The 17,188-nt window shown below is 71.6% G+C and carries 21 protein-coding genes; 17 read left to right on the forward strand and 4 right to left on the reverse strand.

What is annotated here, in order from left to right:
• Together CA984_RS14395 and CA984_RS14400 are read right to left on the reverse strand one after the other, a co-directional pair.
• The coding region (locus tag CA984_RS14395) for a hypothetical protein (protein WP_086572181.1) at positions 1–293 on the reverse strand (293 nt) is incomplete at its 3' end.
• A 44-nt stretch (positions 294–337) separates the two neighbouring features.
• Positions 338–586, reverse strand: a complete 249-nt coding sequence (locus tag CA984_RS14400) for a hypothetical protein (protein WP_086572183.1) — start codon at positions 584–586, stop codon at positions 338–340.
• 632 nt (positions 587–1,218) lie between these two features.
• Between CA984_RS14400 and CA984_RS14405 the strand changes: the two genes are divergently transcribed.
• Together CA984_RS14405 and CA984_RS14410 are read left to right on the forward strand one after the other, a co-directional pair.
• On the forward strand, positions 1,219–1,794 hold the full coding sequence (locus tag CA984_RS14405; RefSeq protein WP_086572185.1) for a hypothetical protein: 576 nt from the start codon (positions 1,219–1,221) through the stop codon (positions 1,792–1,794).
• Between the two features lie 11 nt (positions 1,795–1,805).
• Entirely contained in the window at positions 1,806–2,273 is a 468-nt protein-coding gene (locus tag CA984_RS14410) for a VOC family protein (RefSeq protein WP_086572187.1), read from the forward strand.
• On the opposite strand, the gene CA984_RS14415 is transcribed toward CA984_RS14410, so the two are convergent.
• Positions 2,270–2,965, reverse strand: a complete 696-nt coding sequence (locus CA984_RS14415) for a TenA family protein (protein ID WP_086572189.1) — start codon at positions 2,963–2,965, stop codon at positions 2,270–2,272. The genes CA984_RS14410 and CA984_RS14415 overlap by 4 nt on opposite strands.
• Positions 2,966–3,078: 113 nt before the next feature.
• Here CA984_RS14415 and CA984_RS14420 point away from each other — a divergent pair, with 113 nt between their 5' ends.
• From CA984_RS14420 to CA984_RS14440, 5 genes are all read left to right on the forward strand, one after another.
• The gene (locus CA984_RS14420; RefSeq protein WP_207620868.1) at positions 3,079–3,759 is read left to right on the forward strand and encodes a FadR/GntR family transcriptional regulator; all 681 of its coding nucleotides are present in this window, start codon (positions 3,079–3,081) and stop codon (positions 3,757–3,759) included.
• A gap of 137 nt (positions 3,760–3,896) precedes the next feature.
• Entirely contained in the window at positions 3,897–4,415 is a 519-nt protein-coding gene (locus tag CA984_RS14425; protein WP_086572193.1) for a MaoC family dehydratase, read from the forward strand.
• Between the two features lie 166 nt (positions 4,416–4,581).
• Positions 4,582–5,742, forward strand: coding sequence for an acyl-CoA dehydrogenase family protein (locus CA984_RS14430; protein ID WP_086572195.1), 1,161 nt, complete (start codon positions 4,582–4,584; stop codon positions 5,740–5,742).
• A 49-nt stretch (positions 5,743–5,791) separates the two neighbouring features.
• Positions 5,792–6,622, forward strand: a complete 831-nt coding sequence (locus tag CA984_RS14435) for an HpcH/HpaI aldolase/citrate lyase family protein (RefSeq protein ID WP_242675946.1) — start codon at positions 5,792–5,794, stop codon at positions 6,620–6,622.
• Between the two features lie 4 nt (positions 6,623–6,626).
• The gene (locus CA984_RS14440; RefSeq protein WP_086572198.1) at positions 6,627–7,055 is read left to right on the forward strand and encodes an HIT family protein; all 429 of its coding nucleotides are present in this window, start codon (positions 6,627–6,629) and stop codon (positions 7,053–7,055) included.
• 41 nt (positions 7,056–7,096) lie between these two features.
• Here CA984_RS14440 and CA984_RS14445 read toward each other — a convergent pair whose 3' ends face one another.
• Complete coding sequence (locus CA984_RS14445; protein ID WP_207620869.1) at positions 7,097–8,374, reverse strand: MFS transporter; 1,278 nt, start codon at positions 8,372–8,374, stop codon at positions 7,097–7,099.
• Positions 8,375–8,741: 367 nt separating this feature from the next.
• Between CA984_RS14445 and CA984_RS14450 the strand changes: the two genes are divergently transcribed.
• The 10 genes from CA984_RS14450 to CA984_RS14490 all read left to right on the forward strand — a co-directional run bounded on the left by CA984_RS14450 (position 8,742) and on the right by CA984_RS14490 (position 17,179).
• Positions 8,742–9,938 (forward strand): sensor histidine kinase, encoded by a 1,197-nt coding sequence (locus CA984_RS14450; protein ID WP_086572200.1) that lies wholly within the window; start codon positions 8,742–8,744, stop codon positions 9,936–9,938.
• A 223-nt stretch (positions 9,939–10,161) separates the two neighbouring features.
• A complete protein-coding gene (locus tag CA984_RS14455) occupies positions 10,162–10,923 on the forward strand; it encodes a LytR/AlgR family response regulator transcription factor (RefSeq protein WP_031164223.1) in 762 nt (253 codons plus the stop codon).
• Complete coding sequence (locus CA984_RS47880; protein ID WP_242675947.1) at positions 10,920–11,588, forward strand: hypothetical protein; 669 nt, start codon at positions 10,920–10,922, stop codon at positions 11,586–11,588. The genes CA984_RS14455 and CA984_RS47880 overlap by 4 nt, the downstream gene beginning before the upstream one ends.
• The gene (locus CA984_RS14465) at positions 11,585–13,084 is read left to right on the forward strand and encodes a sodium/solute symporter (RefSeq protein ID WP_086572203.1); all 1,500 of its coding nucleotides are present in this window, start codon (positions 11,585–11,587) and stop codon (positions 13,082–13,084) included. The genes CA984_RS47880 and CA984_RS14465 overlap by 4 nt, the downstream gene beginning before the upstream one ends.
• 73 nt (positions 13,085–13,157) lie before the next feature.
• Complete coding sequence (locus tag CA984_RS46130) at positions 13,158–13,298, forward strand: hypothetical protein (protein WP_165781253.1); 141 nt, start codon at positions 13,158–13,160, stop codon at positions 13,296–13,298.
• A gap of 5 nt (positions 13,299–13,303) precedes the next feature.
• Positions 13,304–14,638 (forward strand): YcaO-like family protein, encoded by a 1,335-nt coding sequence (locus CA984_RS14470; protein ID WP_165781254.1) that lies wholly within the window; start codon positions 13,304–13,306, stop codon positions 14,636–14,638.
• A complete protein-coding gene (locus CA984_RS14475) occupies positions 14,638–15,831 on the forward strand; it encodes an MFS transporter (RefSeq protein WP_242675950.1) in 1,194 nt (397 codons plus the stop codon). The genes CA984_RS14470 and CA984_RS14475 overlap by 1 nt, the downstream gene beginning before the upstream one ends.
• Positions 15,832–15,860: 29 nt before the next feature.
• Positions 15,861–16,151 (forward strand): FAD-dependent oxidoreductase, encoded by a 291-nt coding sequence (locus CA984_RS14480; protein WP_423229307.1) that lies wholly within the window; start codon positions 15,861–15,863, stop codon positions 16,149–16,151.
• Positions 16,152–16,211: 60 nt separating this feature from the next.
• Positions 16,212–16,532 carry a hypothetical protein gene (locus CA984_RS14485; RefSeq protein WP_086572209.1) on the forward strand — a complete coding sequence of 107 codons (321 nt, stop codon included), beginning with the start codon at positions 16,212–16,214 and terminating at the stop codon, positions 16,530–16,532.
• 5 nt (positions 16,533–16,537) lie between these two features.
• The gene (locus CA984_RS14490) at positions 16,538–17,179 is read left to right on the forward strand and encodes a nucleotidyl transferase AbiEii/AbiGii toxin family protein (RefSeq protein ID WP_086572211.1); all 642 of its coding nucleotides are present in this window, start codon (positions 16,538–16,540) and stop codon (positions 17,177–17,179) included.
• Positions 17,180–17,188: the final 9 nt, after the last annotated feature.

A 17,188-nucleotide genomic window follows, 5' to 3' on the forward strand; every position in this document is an offset into this window, starting at 1 on the left:
GGGGACGGGGCGCTGCCGGCGGGGGGTTCGTGATGGCCGATGGCCGGAGTGTCGCAGGTCGCCAGCTCCCAGTGGCTGACTTCCGGGGCGGTGAGAGCCGCGGTCACCTTCACGCGGATCTGCTCGATGGTCGTGTCGTCCTCGGTACGCACGCGGACGACGATTTCGCCATTGGCCGCCGTGAGCTCTTTACGCCACTGCGCGGGAAGGAGGGAAAGGATCCGCACTCCGTCGATCGGCGAGTTATTCGGCGGTTCTGACGTGGTGCGCCGTATCGTCAGCTCGACCAGCATTATTCAATTTCCTCACGTACTCCGGGGTGGTTTCCGGAGCAACTTTAGAGCTTCGCGGTGTCCCAGGTGGTGCCGTCGGTGCTCGCGGTGTCCCAGGTCGTGCCGTCGGTGCCGGCGGTGTCCCAGGTGGTGCCCGCAACGACCGCCGAGGTGGAGTCCCAGGTGGTGCCGGCCGCGGTCGTGGCGGCGTGGCCGCCGATGACGGCGGTGACCGCGATGACACCCGAAACAATCGCACCCGAAAGCTTGGCGGCGAAGTTGAAGTCGACCAGGGAGGCGGTGGAGTTCTTCATTTCCCGAGCTCTTTTCTGGAGTGGTTGTCTCTGTTCTCGTACAACTGACTCTCCGCCTTCCGTGACCCTCGGACCAGGCAGAACGGTGTCAGCAAGTTCCCCTCCGATGGCAGTTTGCTGACACCGGGCGGCCTTCGGAGCCGTCCCGCGCACGGTGGCCCGGCACCGCTCCCGACGGCCTGCGGCCGGGTGCGGCGCGGTCCCCGCCCGCCGCGCTGGAAGCGCTCACCATCGCCCTCTCGCCTGCCGGAGTCCCCGGGTCTGGTCCGCTGGGCCGGGGGCCGGATCCGGCGGGCGCAACGACCCGCTCCACGGCGACCTGCGCGGCCTCGGGCGGGGGAACGAGCCAAGCTCAGGGTCGCCGGGGTAATCTGACCGCCTCCCGGGCGGGCGGCGGACCCCCTCCTTTCCGCCCGCCCGGGACCTTTTCCCCGGAAAACGTCCGCGGATCTCTGGGGGAACTGCCGAGGAGCCGTCGCGCCGGGGGCCGCAGGCCGTTCTCTCCGGGCGTCCGTGAACCGTTCCGGCGGCTCGGACGTTGTGATCGGTGCCGGGATTGCGCAACTCCTGATCCCGGAGCGGAGGCGTCACCCTGGAGGTGGCGTCCTCCGGCAGGACACACAGGAGGTCTCATGCGCCGTGTTCTCGGTATCGCCGCAGGCCTGGCCCTCATCGCAGCCGCCCTGTCCCCGGTAACCCCCGCCGAGGCCACCTGCCTCGCCGCCGCCAAGAAGTGCGGGCGGGACGCCCTGATCGCCATCGACGTGAAAGCCAAGGGCACGCCCCGCGTCCATCCGGGCGGGCGTGTCACCTACGTTCTGGACTACTCCATGACGTGGACGCCGTCCTTCGCCCCCTACTGGGGTTCCTACTGGGTGGGCGGCAAGTTCCCCCGGGGCGCCCGGGGCCCGGCCAGGGCCGTGCTGTTCGACGAGAAGGGCAAGCGGCTGGCCGCCTTCACCTGCCGCAGGCACTCCGACGGCGTCTGGTGCGACACCGGCGGCGCGATCCCGCACCGGGGGCGGATCGTCCTCAGCGCCCGCCTCGCCCGTGGCGGCACGGGGGCGGCCGTGGCCAAACTCGGCTTCGACAGCTTCGACGGGCTGAACAAGGAGGAGTTCACGCGGCACCTCAACCGTGAGAAGTCCCGTGCCGAGTTCTGCAATTATCGTTTCACCAGGACCGTCACCACGAGGGTGGACTCTTGAGGGAGGGCGTCATGACGGCAGGGGTGAGCGGTGTCCACCACGTCAAGATCTGGGTGAGCGACCTGGCGCGGAGCCGTTCCTGGTACGAGCGGGTCCTCGGTCTCGAACTGCGCACCAGCTTCGAGGACGACGACGGCGTGGTCAGGGGCATGGCCTTCGACGTCCCCGGGGCCGGCCTCCAGCTCGCCCTCCGGGAGAATCCCGAGCTGGCCAGGGCTCTTTCCGGTGCCGACCCCTTCGCCCTCCAGACCACCGGGGAAGGGCTCGACGCCTGGGCCGCCCACCTCGACGCCCTCGGTGTCCCGCACAGTCCCGTCGTCAGGGCCTCCACCGGCCACGTCATGGGCTTCCTCGACCCCGACGGCCTCCAGATCCGCCTCTACGCCCCCGACGACGGGGACCACGCCGTCCAGAGCGGCCGGGCGGGCACCTACCGTCCGGACCCCGTCCCAGGGCTGGACGGCGGCGGCCGGGGCTAGACGCCCGCCGCCATGTCGAAGAAGCGCAGCTCCAGCCGTACGGCGCGGCGGAAGAAGTCGAGCACGCGGAGCTGCCCTTCCGGGGTGAGCTCGGGGCCGAGGCGGTCGAGCTCACCGCGGAGGAACCCCACCCAAGCCCGGAACACCGGCCCCTCGTGCAGGTCGATCCACTCGCGGTGGACGAAGTCGCCGGGCAGCGGCTCCTCGGCCAGGCTCGCCCAGCCGAGATAGCTCCACTCCGCGACCGCCAGCACCGCTAGGACGAGCGGATAGTCCAGGCTGGTCCTGGCCTCGTCCATCAGGGCGCGGAAGTCGGCCGTCACCGGCTCCAGCGGCGGGGAGGCCAGGTCCTCCGGGGTGGCGCCGAGGGCGGCCAGCGCGCGGTGGAAGTAGGTCTTCTCCTCGGTCGTGGCGGTCTCGCCGAGGAAGCGCCCGAACGGCACCCGCGACTCGAAGCTGTCCGCGCTGGCCACGGCCGCGCCGAGCAGCGCGGTGAAGGAGTCGACGAACTGGAAGTCCTGGATCAGGTAGCGGCGCATGTCGTCGTCGGCGACGTCGCCCCGGGTGATCGAGGCGGCGAACGGATGGGTCACGACCGCGGTCCACTCCGGCTCGCTCAGCGAGCGCAACCACTCGCTGAACGCGGGGTCGGCGGCGCTCGCGCGCCACTCGTCGTAGGGGACCAGGTCCACCGGGCTTCTCCTCGCGATCTGGGGAACGTCGATCAGCGTGAATGCTAGTCCGCCGATGCCGACGGCGGCCGGCGCGCCGGAAAATCGGACGTCGTCGCCTACGATCACTGGATGTGACCGCCTACCAGGCACTCGCGGCCGACCTGCGTGACCGGATCGTCTCCGGGGAGTTCCAGCCCGGTGACAGGTTGCCCATCGAGCCCGACCTCTGCGTCCGGTACGGCGTGAGCCGCAGCACGGTCCGTGAGGCGCTGCGCCTGCTGGCCAGCCAGAACCTGATCAGGACAGTCCGGGGGACGACCGGAGGCAGCTTCGTCGCCCACCCAGACCCCGACCACATCAGCGCCTACCTGGAGACCAGCTTCGACCTGATGCGGGTGGGCATCGGCCAGCTGATGGAGATCCGCGAGCTGCTGGAGGTCCCCGCCGCCGGGCTGGCCGCGCTGCGCCGTACCGGGGCGGACCTGGAGCGCCTGCGCGGCTGCATCGTCGGGGCCAGCGGCAGGGAGCCCGGCGAGGTCTTCGCGCCCAACCGCGACTTCCACATCGTCCTGCTCCGCGCGGCAGGCAACCCGCTGCTGGAGGTCGTCGCCCGGCCGGTCTTCGAGGTGCTGGAGGGCCGCTTCGTCCGCGACCGCGCCCCGCGGGCGGCACTCGACGGCATCGACCGGGAGCACCGCGACATCCTGCGCCACATCGAGGCGGGCGACGCCGAGGGGGCGCGGCGGGCCGCACTGGAGCACCTGGACAACCTCCGCACCGCCTACTACCCCAGCGTGGAGCCTCAGCCGTAGCCCTCCAGCCCGGCCGCCCCGCCGCGCGCCGTACGGCCGGCGCCACCTGGCAGTCGCGTGGAAACAACCAAGCAAGCCATTGACCATCAAAACGTCAGACTATTAGCGTCAAGGTTCCGTCGTTCAGGGAGAGATCCGTGACCGTGCACGAACCCGGCCTGGGCCGGTACTACGAGGACTTCGTCGTCGGCGACGTCTACCAGCACCCGCTCGGCCGCACGATCAGCGAGGCCGACAACACCTGGTTCACCCTGCTGACGATGAACACCAACCAGAACCATTTCAACGCCCACTTCGCCGGGCGCGCCCCGGTCGGGAAGATCATCGTCAACTCGGGGCTGACCGTGGCGATCGTCCTGGGCATCTCGGTGATCGACGTCAGCCAGACCGCGCTGATGAACCTCGGCTGGGACGAGATCAAGCTGACCCACCCGGTGTTCCTGGGCGACACCCTCTACGCCGAGTCGATCGTGGTGGACAAGCGGGAGTCCGGGTCGCGGCCCTACGCCGGGATCGTCACCTGCCGCACGCGCGGCCTCAACCAGGACGGCGACGAGGTCATGTCCTGGTGCCGCACCGTGATGGTCTACCGCCGCGACGCCCCGCACGACAAGAACTACTTCCCGCAGGCCAAGACCGGGCCGCTGACGACATGAGGGGCGCGTTCGGGCAGTGGGGGGAGTCCCGCCCGAGCCGGCCGGCACCCGGACCGCCGATGAGGCGGGCCCGCGGCCGGGGACGGACCCGTGACCGGCGAGTCTCCCCGCCCTGGCGGCCCCTGCCCGGCGGCCGCCGGCTTCCCGCGTTCGAAAGGACCCCGCCATGGATTTCGAGCTGAACGACGAACAGCGGCTGTTCCGCAGGACCCTCAGGGAGTTCGTGGACAAGGAGATCGTGCCGGTCGCCTCGGAGTGGGAGCGGACGGGCCGCTACCCCACCGAGATCGTCGAGCGGTTCAAGCAGATGGGGCTGTTCGGGATGACGATCCCCGAGCAGTACGGCGGGCTGGCGCTGGACCGGGTGTCGTTCGCGCTGGTCTTCGAGGAGATCGCGCGAGGATGGATGGGGGTGGCCGGGGTGCTCGGCTCGCACTCGCTGGCCTCCTGGATGATCGCCGAGCACGGCACCGAGGAGCAGCGCCACGCCTACCTCCCGGACCTGGCCACCGGTGCCCGCCGTACCGGGATCGCGCTGACCGAACCGGCCGCCGGCACCGACCTGCAGGGCATCCATACCCGGGCGGTCCGTGACGGCGACCACTACGTCATCAACGGCACCAAGACGTGGATCACCAACGCCCGGCACGCCGACCCGATGCCCGTCCTGGTCAAGACCTCCGTCACCGAGCCCGCGCACCGCGGCATGTCCCTGATCCTGGTCGAGGCCGGCACCCCGGGCTACACCGTCAGCCGGGACCTGCCCAAGCTCGGTTACAAGGGCACCGAGACCTGCGAGATCGTGCTGGAGGACGTCCGCGTCCCGGCGTCTCGGCTGCTCGGCGGGGTCGAGGGGCGGGGCATGCAGCAGGCGCTGTCGGCCCTGGAGCTCGGCCGGGTCAACATCGCCGCCCGTGCGGTCGGCATCTCCCAGTGCGCCTACGACGCCGCGCTGAACTACTCGCGCGAGCGCCACGCCTTCGGCCATCCCATCGCCGACTTCCAGGCGATCCAGCTCAAGCTCGCCGACATGGCCACCGACATCCAGGCGGCCCGGCTGCTCACCTACTGGGCGGCGACCCGCTCCGAGAGCGGCGCGGTGAACTCCGAGGCCGCGATGGCCAAGTACTTCGCGTCGGAGGTCGCGCTGCGGGTCACCATGGAGGCCATGCGGATCCACGGGGGGTACGGCTACTCCCAGGAGTTCGTCATCGAACGCCTCTACCGCGACGCGCCCCTGATGGCCATCGGCGAGGGCACCAACGACGTCCAGCGGATGGTCATCGCCAGGTCCCTCATCTCCGGTACCGCCAAGGTGGGCTGGTGATCCGGTACCGCCAAGGTGGGCTGGTGAACGGTGACGCTAGGGTCGGGTGGTGATCCGATCTGCGCTGTATGTCCCGGGTGACCAGCCCGGCAAGCTCGCCAAGGCACTCGACCGGGGCGCCGACTCACTGATCGTCGACCTGGAGGACGCGGTCCTGCCGGCGCACAAGGCCGAGGCCCGCGCCGCCGTGGCCGGCTGGCTGCGCGGGCTGGGGCCCGGCGGCCCGGAGATCTACGTCCGGGTGAATCCGGGTGAGGCCGGTCACGAGGACCTCCGGGCGGTGGCCCTGCCGGGGGTGCGCGGGGTCTGCGTGGCGAAGACCGAGTCGGCCGCCGAGCTTGATGCCGTGGACGCCGTGCTCACCGCCGCCGAGGCCGCCGAGGGCCTGCCCGGCGGTTCGATCGCGGTCTGCCCGCTGCTGGAGAGCGCCGGCGCGGTCCTGTCGGCGCCGGAGATCGCCCGGGCGCCCCGGGTCCTCCGGCTGCAGATCGGCGAGGCCGACCTGCGTGCCGAACTCGGCGTCGAGACCGGCTCCGACGAGCGCGAGCTGCTCTGGGCCCGCTCCCAGGTCGTCCTGGCCTCGGCGGCCGCCCGGCTCACCCCGCCCCTCGCCCCGGTCAGCACCGACTTCCGCGACCTCGACGCCCTGCGCGCCTCCACCGTCGCCCTGAGACGCCTGGGGTTCCGCGGCCGCGCCTGTATCCACCCCGCCCAGCTCGCCGTGGTCAACGAGGTCTTCACCCCCACCGGGGAGGAGCTCGCCCAGGCCCGCGACCTGATCGCCCGGTTCGAGGCCGCCGGAACCGGAGTCGTCACCGACGCCCGTGGCCGGATGGTCGACGAGGCGGTCGTACGCGCCGCCCGCCGCCTCCTATCCTGAGGGGATGCCAGCCGGAGAATGTTCGTTCTGCGCCATCGGGGCGGGGGAGCAGCCGGGCCATGTGGTGCTCTCCGACGAGGTGGCCGTGGCCTTCCTGGACACGCGCCCGGTCTTCAAGGGCCACGTCCTGGTGGCGCCCAGGGCCCACGTCGAGACGCTCCCCGACCTGCCGCCGCCTGCGGTCGGCCCGTTCTTCGAGCGGGTCCGCTCCGTCACCGCCGCCGTCGAGCAGGGCCTGGAGGCGGGCGGCACGTTCGTCGCCATGAACAACCGGATCAGCCAGAGCGTCCCGCACCTCCACGTCCACGTCGTCCCCCGCAACCGCAAGGACGGCCTGCGCGGCTTCTTCTGGCCCCGCACCGCCTACGCCGACCCCGCCGAGGCCGAGTCCTACGCCCTCCGCATCCGCAAGGCCCTCCCCTCCGGCCTCTGAGGGGCGGAGGGGGCCGACCCGGGTGAGGGCCGGGTCGGCCGTCAGGCGGCCGGTGGCAGGACGGCGGCGCGGATGCCCCGGCGCAGGAGGGCGGGGATGCAGAGGACCGTGCCCAGGGCGCCGATCCACACGGCGGTCTGCAGTCCGCCGAGCGCGGTCGCCCCGGCCGCCAGCAGGCTGCCGAGGGCGATGGCGCCCCAGAGCAGGAATCGCTGGACCGCGCCCACCCGGCCGAGCAGGGCGGCGGGGGTGGCGGTCTGGCGGAGGGTCAGCGAGGTCGGGCTGAACGCGCCCTCGCCGACGCAGTGCACGATGCTGCCGGCGATGAGCCCGGCCGTTCCCGCGGCGCCGCCGAGGGAGCCGAGGGCCGGCATCGAGACGATCCCGAGGACCGACAGCGAGGCGGCGCCGACCAGGGTGCGCGGGGTGCCGTACCGGCGGATCAGCCGGCTGGACAGCAGGTTGCCGATCGGGTAGCCGGCCGCGGCGGCTCCGATCACGACGCCGATCCACTGCGGGGACAGGCCGAGCACGTTGCGGCAGTACAGCACCAGGCTGGTCTCGACCATGCTGAGGAACAGCACATAGGTGGTGCCGCACAACAGGACCGGCTGCAGTATCGGGTGGCCGAGTGCGAACCGGAGCCCGGTGGCGACGTCGCGCCGCAGCCAGCCGCGCTCCCGCGGGGCGCTCTCGCCCTGCGGCTCCCGGTGCCGGATCAGCGCCAGCGAGACGACCGAGGCGGTGAAGCTGATGACGTTGGCCGCGAGCGCGCCGACCAGGCCCAGAGCGTGGATCAGCGGGCCGGCGGCCATCGGGCCCAGCGCCTTGGACGCCGACTCCGACAGGGCCAGGCGGGTGTTGCCGCGGTGCAGGTCGTGCGGGTCGCTGTAGAGGCTGGGCAGGTAGGAGGTGTAGGCGACCTGGAAGAACACCACCGCGCAGCCGCTCAGCAGCACCAGGCAGAACAGCAGCGGGAAGGTCAGCGTCCCGGTGGCGGCCAGCGCCCATACCGCGCCGAAGGCGGCCACCTGCACACCGTCGCAGACCAGCATGGTCATGCGGCGTGAGAGCCGGTCCACGATCGCCCCGGCGGGTAGGCCGAGCGGCAGGAAGGGCAGGAACAGCGCGAAGGGCAGCAGTGCCGCCTGAGCGGGTGAGACCTCCAGCATGGTGACCGCGAGCAGCGGCAGTGCCAGTGTCATGAACTGGTCGCCGAAGAGGGACAGTGACTGCCCCGCCCAGAGCAGGCCGAAATCACGGCGCACGGAGGGCGCGCCGGCGGCGGCGGGGGGACCGGTGGTGGTGGCGGCGGACACGGGACAGCCTTCCGGGAGAGGATCGGGATGCCTACGGAGCATGCCGACCGGAGCCGGGCGGCGACTGGCGAGAAACGGACGCGGATATCCGTCTCCGGAACGAGGTCCGATCACGGCCACCGGTCGGGCGGAGGATCCCGACGTCGCCCGGCCGGATCCATCGCGCAATTCATTGATCTACAACGTAAAGGCGGCGGGTCGGCACGGGATTCCAGCTGCACGAGGCCGGTCTGTTCGGCCCCGACGCCAGGTACGCCGACACGGTCTTCCGGAGGAGGCGTGCGGGTGCCTGGACAGAGGCCAGGCGCGCCGCCGTGGTCTTCCCTGAAGGAGGCGTGCGGGTACCTGGACAGATAGGGTCCGGGGCGTGGAACCCGTCGTCGCCGTGCTGCTGATCGCCACTCTGGTCGGTGTCCCGGCCCTGGTGCTGTGGCGGGTGCTGCGCGGCAGGCGGGAGCTGGGCAGCAGCCCGGCAGAGCGGGCCACGTTCGAGACCCTGCACACCGCCTCGCTCGCCGCGCCGCCGCTGCGGGCCGGGCTGACCGAGGCGGGCGCCCAGAAGGCCTCCCGGCATCTGCGGGAGCTGCTCGGCTCCCCGGCGCTGGCGATCACCGACGGCGAGCGGCTGCTGGTCTACGACGGTGAGGGCGACCACCACGCCCGGGAGGCGTTCACGCACGCCGCCAAGACCCTCGCCGGCGGCCGGACCCAGGTGCTCGGCCCGGAGGTCGTCTCGTGCGAGCTCCCCGAGTGCCCGATCAGGTTCGCGGTCGTGGTGCCGCTCACCACGGACGGCCGGGTGGTCGGCTCGATGGCGGCCTACGGCGGGCACGCCTCGGCGGGCCTGGTACGGGCCACTCACGAGGTGGCGAACTGGGTGGACTCCCAGCTGGAGCTGGCCGAGCTCGACCGGTCCCGGACGCGGCTGATGGAGGCCGAGGTCCGGGCCCTGCGCGCGCAGATCTCCCCGCATTTCATCTACAACTCGCTGACGACCATAGCGAGCTTCGTCCGTTCCGATCCCGACCGCTCCCGCGAGCTGCTGCTGGACTTCGCCGACTTCACCCGTTACTCCTTCCGGCGGCACGGCGAGTTCACCACGCTGGCCGAGGAACTGCACTCCATCGACCGCTACCTCACTCTGGAACGCGCGCGCTTCGGCGACCAGCTCCAGGTCACGTTGCGGATCGCCCCGGAGGTGCTCGCCGTCGCCGTGCCGTTCCTGTGCCTGCAGCCGCTGGTGGAGAACGCCGTCCGGCACGGTCTGGAGAGCAAGCCCGGCGTCGGCCGTATCTCGATCATCGCCGAGGACGCGGGCGCCGAGTGCCGGATCAGCGTGGAGGACGACGGCGTCGGCATGGAGCCGGACCGCCTGCGCCGCATCCTGGCCGGTGACGCCGACGAGCGCTCCGGGGCCGGGGGCGTGGGCCTGGCCAATGTGGACGAGCGGCTGCGCCAGGTCTACGGCGACGAGTACGGCCTGGTGGCCGAGACGGGAAAGGGCGCCGGCACCAAGGTCAGCGTCCGCCTGCCGAAGTACCGTCCGGGCGTCTCAGCCCGCTGACACCCCCTGAGCCGGTCGACGCTCGTGGAGCCGCCTGTGTCGCGGCGATTGCGTGATGCCGGCGCTCATGGTGCCGCTCTGCTGGATGCTGTGCGACATCGGGACCTGGTCGACACTCTCCGCGAGCCGGGAACTGTTGACACCTGATGTCTGATTCATCACCCTCTAGGGATTCACACGTGAGCGTTCGGGGTTCACAGGTGACCGACCCGGAGGAGTGACCGTGACCGGCCTGCGTGTCCTGGCGGTGGACGACGAGCTCCCCGCGCTGGAGGACCTGGCCTACCTGCTGCGTGACGATCCCCGTATCGGGGAGGTCTCCCTCGCCAGGGACGGGGCCGCCGCGCTGCGTGTCCTGGACCGGGCGATCGCCGACGGGCGGCCGATCGACGCGGTCTTCCTCGACATCCGGATGCGCGGCCTGGACGGGGTGGTGCTCGGCAGGCTGCTGTCGCAGTTCGCCAACCCGCCCCGGGTGGTGTTCGTGACCGCCTACGAGGAACACGCGGTGGACGCGTTCGAGATCAAGGCCGAGGACTACCTGCTCAAACCGGTCCGGCCGGAGCGGCTCGCCGAGGCCATCCGGCGGGTGTGCGTCTCGGCTGAGCTGCCCGACAGCGACGGCGGGGGCCGTACCGATCCCGGCACCATCCCGGTGGAGCTCGGCGGCGTCACCCGGTTCGTGGCCAGCACCGAGGTCCGCTACGTCGAGGCGCAGGGCGACTACGCGCGCCTGCACACCGCCGGCGGCAGCCATCTGGTCCGCATCTCGCTGGCCACGCTGGAGGAGCGCTGGTCCTCGGCCGGGTTCGTCCGGGTGCACCGCAGCCACCTGGTGGCGGTCAAGCACATCGACGAGCTGCACATCGATTCGGGCCGCTGCGTGGTCCGCATCGGCGAGACCGAGATCCCGGTCAGCCGCCGCCATACCCGTGAGCTGCGCGACCTGCTGGTCCGCCGGGCGCGCAAGGGGCGACCGGAATGAGCGAGGAGAACCGCGGATCCGCGCCGGACCGGGAGCCCAGGCATGGACGGGAGGCCGGATCCGATCGCGGCGAGGAGAGCGGGCCTCGCCGGGAACCCGCGCCCGGTGAGGAGAAGCCGCGGGAGGAGACGCCGCGGGAGGAGACGGGGACGCCCGGGGAGAGCGATCCGCGGGAGGCGGGCTCCCGGCAGGAGGCCGAGCCGCGCCAGGGGGCCGGGCCTCGCCAGGGCGCGGAGCCGCGGCGCCGGATGGCCGACCGGCTCACCCGGGCGGTGGAACGGCCGCGCAAGGAGACCGACCGGCCGCGCCGCGAGGTCGTGACCAGCCCCCGCACCATGGCCGCCCGCCACCCCCGCTACCCGGTGACCCGTGAGATCGACGAGCAGACCCGCCTGGGCGAGGTCTACATGGGCTCGCTGATCCGCACCCAGTTCCGTCTGGCGCTGTTCGTCTGCACGGTGCTGGGCTGCGTGGTCGGCGGCCTGCCGGTGCTGTTCCTGCTCGTGCCGGAGCTGCGGGAGGCCCGGCTGCTCGGGATCCCCCTGCCGTGGGTGGTGCTGGCCGGTCTGATCTACCCGGCGTTCGTGATCGGCGCCTGGCTCTATGTGCGGCAGGCCGAGCGGAACGAGCGTCACTTCGCGGAACTGGTGGACCGGGCCCGATGAACACCGCGTACGGCGTGACCGCGGTCGTGCTGGTGGTCCTGGCGGCGGTCCTGATCGGGGCGTTCGGCATCCGGCTGTCGCGCACCACCTCGGACTTCTACGTGGCCTCCCGTACGGTCTCCCCGCTGTGGAACGCCTCCGCCATCGGCGGGGAGTATCTGTCGGCGGCGAGTTTCCTGGGCATCGCCGGGCTGATCCTCGCCTACGGCGCCGACATGCTCTGGCTGCCGGTCGGCTGGACCGGCGGCTACCTGGTGCTGCTCGTCCTGGTCTCCGCGCCGCTGCGCCGCTCGGGCGCCTACACGCTGCCCGACTTCGCCGAGGCGCGGCTGGAGTCGATGGCCGTGCGCCGGATGGCCGGCGTGCTGGTCGTGCTGATCGGCTGGCTGTATCTGATGCCGCAGTTCCAGAGCGCCGGCCTGGTGCTGGCGGCCATCACCGGAGCCCCGGAGTGGGCCGGGGGGCTGCTGGTGGCGGCCGTGGTCGCGGTGAACGTGATGTCGGGCGGCATGCGGTCGATCACGTTCGTGCAGGCCTTCCAGTACTGGCTCAAGCTCACCGCGCTGGCCGTGCCGCTGGTGTTCCTGCTGCTGGCCTGGCGGGCGGGCGGTGCGCCCGGTCTGAGCGCGGGGGACGCGGCCACCTGGGCGCTGCCGCTGTCCAGCGGCAAGGAGTACGGCCTCTACTCGACCTACTCGCTGATCCTGGCGACGTTCCTGGGCACCATGGGGCTGCCGCACGTGCTGGTCCGTTTCTACACCAACCCCGAGGGGCGGGCCGCGCGCCGTACGACGCTGGTGGTCCTGTCGCTGCTCGGTGCCTTCTACCTGCTGCCCGCCATCTACGGCGCGCTGGGCCGGATCTACGTCCCGGAGCTGAGCGGCAGCGACATGGTGGTGCTGACGCTGCCCGGACGGCTGGTCGGGGGAGTGTCGGGGGACCTGCTGACCGCCCTGGTGACGGCCGGGGCGTTCGCGGCGTTCCTGTCCACCTCCTCCGGGCTGACGGTCTCGGTCGCGGGCGTCATCGGGCAGGACATCCTCCGGGGCGGGGTCCGCTCGTTCCGGGTGGCGGCCCTGCTGGCCGTGACCGCGCCGCTCGCCCTGGCCGCCTCGGCCCGGTCGCTGCCGGTCGCCGACGTGGTGGGGCTGGCGTTCGCGGTGGCCGCGTCCTCCTTCTGCCCGCTGCTGGTGCTGGGCATCTGGTGGCGGCGGCTGACCTCCACGGGCGCGATGGCGGGGCTGGTCGTCGGGGGCGGGCTGGCCTGCGGAGCGGTGCTGACGACCATCGCCGGGGGACCGTACACCGGCCTGGCCGGAGCCCTGCTCGCCCAGCCCGCCGCCTGGACGGTGCCGGTCGCCTTCGCCGTCATGGTCGTGGTGTCGCTGCTCACCCCGGGCCGCATCCCGGCCGGTGTGGCCCGCACCATGGTCCGGCTGCACACCCCTGAGACGCTCGACCTCGACAGGGGTGACTGGCGGCCTCGATCCTCTTGACTTGATCCATTACATATGTCGAAATGTCCAGTAATTAAGTGACATTTCAGTTACTGCTGTGAAGGGGTGTGCGATGGGCAACAGCAACTCCAACGGTCAGTCGCTTCTCAAACCGGACGGCTTCCAGTTGGAAGACGGCTTCTCGTTCACCCTCGCCGAGACGGTGCTCCTCGACCGGTTCTTCACCGCGCGGCCCGTGCCGGGCGCGCTCTGACAGTGGTGGCGCGCGCCCAGCGCGAGCGGTGCATCGGTCTCGCCGAGGCGCTGTCGCTCATCGAGTCGGTGCTCGCCGACGCCGGTCTCTCCGCGGAGTTCCTCTCCACCGGCTCGCCGGAGTTCCCCGTGCACCGCTGCACCCTCCGCGACCCGGCCGGACGGGTGCTCACCGCCTCCCTCGGCAAGGGGGCCGGCGCGCAGAGCACGGTGAGCGCGCTGTTCGAGGCATGGCAGCACCTCCAGCACGAGGAGGGCCAGGCCGCGCTCCCCGGTGACCACCGGCGGGCGCGGGCGGTGCCCGTCGCCACCGTCGTGGCCCAGCCGGAACTGTGCGGGGAGCAGATGATCCACCGGCTCGCCCGCGACTACCCGGACATCGACCTCGCCTGCCTGCGGGCCGAACCCCTCAACTCGGAGCGGGCCGCGCTGTGGTACCCGGCCTTCACCCGGTCGCCGTCCTGCCGCAGCCATCCGATCCCCGGCGACGACCTGCGCTACGAGCCCTACCTCCGCTACGCCTACGACAACGGCACGGCCACCGGGGCCACCGAGCCGGAGGCGCTCCTGCACGGCCTGCTGGAGGTCGTCGAGCGCGACGCGCTGTCCCACGCCCTCCTCGACTGGTATCTCGACGAGCGGCCGCGGCTCTCCGCCCTGGGCCCCGATCTCCTCCCACCCGACCTGCGCCGCCTCCACGACGAGGCGACGGCCCGTCTCGGCGCGCCCCCGCTCCTCATCGACATCACCTCCGACCTGGGCATCCCCGCCTACTGCGCGCTTCCCTCGCGCGCCGGGCCGTACCCGGGAGTGGTCGGCTCCGGCGCCTCCCTCGACCCCGAGTACGCCGTGGAGCGCGCGCTCACCGAGGTGATCCAGTCCTCGTTCAACCTGTCGCTCGGCGTGGACCTCACCCTGGGCCGCAGGCTGCAGAGCCTGCGGCGGTGGCCGCTGCTGGAGCGCTGCGCCAGGCTGGACCCCGCCCCGCTGCTCGACCATCTCACATTCGACGCGCGCCTGCCCGGCCCGCGACCGGAGGACGCCGCCGGCCGGGATTCCGGGGCCGCCGGCGGACATCCGGCACCGCCGCCCGCCGATCGGCAGGGCCCGGAGGCCGCCGGCGGGGGGCCGGGGGATGTCGGCGCGCAGGTCGCCACGGTCCTGGAGACGCTGGAGCGTGCGGGGTTGCCGGCCTACTCCTTCCGCTGGAACCCCGCACACGACAGGTGCCCGGTGCTGACGGTGATCGTCCCCGGCCTTGAGATGTTCTCCATGGTCCACAGCGCCGTTCCGGTGTTCCCGACCGGCCGGGCCGTACGGCGGCTCGCCGGGCACCGGTGATGCGGGCGGTCCTGCGCGACCGCGGGTTCCGGCTCATCTACCTCGGGATGGCCGTCAGCCTGCTGGGTGACGCCTCGTTGCTGCTGATCCCGGCGATCCTGGCCAAAAGACTCACCGGCTCGAACGGCGCCGCGGGGCTGACCCTGTTCTTCTTCACGCTGCCCCTGTGCCTGTCGCCCCTCTTCGGTCACGTGATCGACCGCGTCGACCGCAGGAGGTTCCTCATCGCCGCGTGCCTGCTCTCCGCGGCGGCGCTGACCCCGCTGACCGCGGTGAGCGGCGGGGACACCCTCTGGCTGCTCTATCCGGTGTCGGCGGCCATGGGCTGCTCCTACGCGGCGGTGTCCGGGGCCCTGAGCGGCCTGCTGAAGAGCGTCCTGCCCGAGGAACTCCTCGCCGAGGCCAACGGCGCCCTGCAGACCACCCGGCAGGGACTGCGCCTGGTCGGGCCGCTGCTGGGGGTGGCCGTCTACACGAGTTCCGGCATCGGCGCCGTCGTCCTGCTCGACGCCGCCACCTTCGTCATCGCCGCGGCGGCCTTCGCGGCCCTGCCGAAACCCTCCCCCGTCCCGGTCGCACCGTGCGGTCGCTGGCGCGAGGAGTTCTCGGCCGGAGCCCGGCACCTGGCCGCCGACCCGTTCCTGCGCCGCGCCGCCGGGGCGTTCTGCCTGATGTTCACGCTGGCCGGAGCGACCGAGTCGCTGATCTTCGCGGTCATCGACCACGGCCTCGGCAGGGCTCCGGAGTTCACCGCCCTCACCTCCACCGCGATGGGCATGGGGGCGGTCATCGGCGGCCTGTGCGGAGCCACGGTGATCACGCGCCGGGGCGAGCTGTTCGCGATCGGCACGGGCATCGCCCTGTACGGCGCGGCGGTCCTGCTGTGGGCGGTCCCCGCCGAGCCGGCCGTGCTGGGCGCGATGACGATGGCGGGCGCCGGCCTGACCCTCGCGGGCGTGGCCCGGATGACCCTCGTGCAGCGCCGTAGCCCCGGCCACCTCGTCGGCCGGGTCTCCACCGCCTTCGAGGCCATGGCCGGAGCCGCCCAGCTGCTCTCCCTGGTCGCGGGCGCGGCGCTGGTGTCGCTCGTCGACTACCGCCTCCTGCTGGCCGTGGTCGGGCTGACCATCTGCTGCGCGGCGGCACACGCGCTCCGGGGCCGGACGATGGCGGAACACCCCAGGCCTGGCTGAGAGGTCCCGCGGCGCGCAGACTGGGCCTTATGTGGGACTTCGATGTTCTCGTCCTGGGTTCCGGGCCGGGTGGGCAGAAGGCGGCGATCGCCGCTGCGAAACTCGGCAGGCGGGTCGCGGTGGTGGAAAAGAAGCACATGCTCGGGGGCGTGTGCATCAACACGGGGACGATCCCGTCGAAGACGCTGCGGGAGGCGGTCCTCTATCTCACGGGGCTCAACCAGGCGAGCTGTACGGGGAGAACTCTTCTTCAGGTGCTGACTCCGGGAGACGGCACTGCCTCGCCTGCAGGTCCCCGCCCACGCCGGGAAACCATCTGAGCAGCCCGACAAGTTGTCAGTCGCGGTGCGAAATCCCAGGCGAGCGGGCAGACTGGGGGTGTGAACACCAGGTCCCGCTACGCCAGTCGCCGTACATACCTTGTGCCTGCCGATCTGAGCGAGCTGGCCGGGCCGTTCACCGGTGTTGTGCGACTCCCCGTTCGCCTGGACTGGTCCGAGCAGCGCGTCTACGATCTTTCGGACGACAGCCACGTCGGGCTCATGTACGAACGAGTGATCCGCGAAGCCTCCCATCTCGATGACCTGCGGGCTTACCTGAACCGTGAAACGCTGATCCGCCTCTGGCCGCATCTGTACCTGCCTGCCCAGGCCAGGAAGACCTGGGAGACGCGGTTTCGGGATCTGGCGCGGGCGGCATAGCGTTCATGGACCCGCTGCACGAACTCGCCACGCGGATCGGTCTCGCAGCGACGGAACGATTCGGCTTCGCGCTTGCCGGCGGCTATGCCGTACAGGCACATGGGTTCCTCACCCGCCGGTCGGAGGACGTCGACTTGTTCACTTCGGCGGGTGGAGATTTCGACGCCGCGGTGGTCGCGGCTGTGGCGGCTTATCGCGATGCGGGTCTTAAGGCCGAGATGACGCTGGAGAATCCGGGCTTCGCCCGCTTACTCATCACCGACGGTGACAGCCGCTCGGTCAAGATCGAGATGGGTGTGGACTGGCGTGCCCACCCGCCGGTCCGGCTTGAGATCGGTCCCGTGCTCCATCCTGACGACGCGGTGGGCAACAAGGTCGCCGCACTGTACGGCAGAGCTGAGGTCCGGGATTTCGTCGACGTGTTCGCCGTCCTGCGCAGCGGCCGCTACGACCCCGGTCAGCTGATCGACTTGGCCATGAACGCGGATCCGGGGTTCGACACGGAGATGTTCGCGACAGCCCTGGCCGCGCTGGGGCGCATACCTGATCAAGCTCTGTCCCTCCACGGTCTCGATGATGAGGAGGTTCGGGAACTCCGCAGTTGTTTTCGCGACTGGGAAAGGTCCCTGCGTTCGAGTAACGGATAGCAGGATTGC

It is taken from the genome of Streptosporangium minutum, from assembly GCF_002149035.1.
GTDB classification, from domain to species: Bacteria; Actinomycetota; Actinomycetes; order Streptosporangiales; family Streptosporangiaceae; genus Streptosporangium; species Streptosporangium minutum.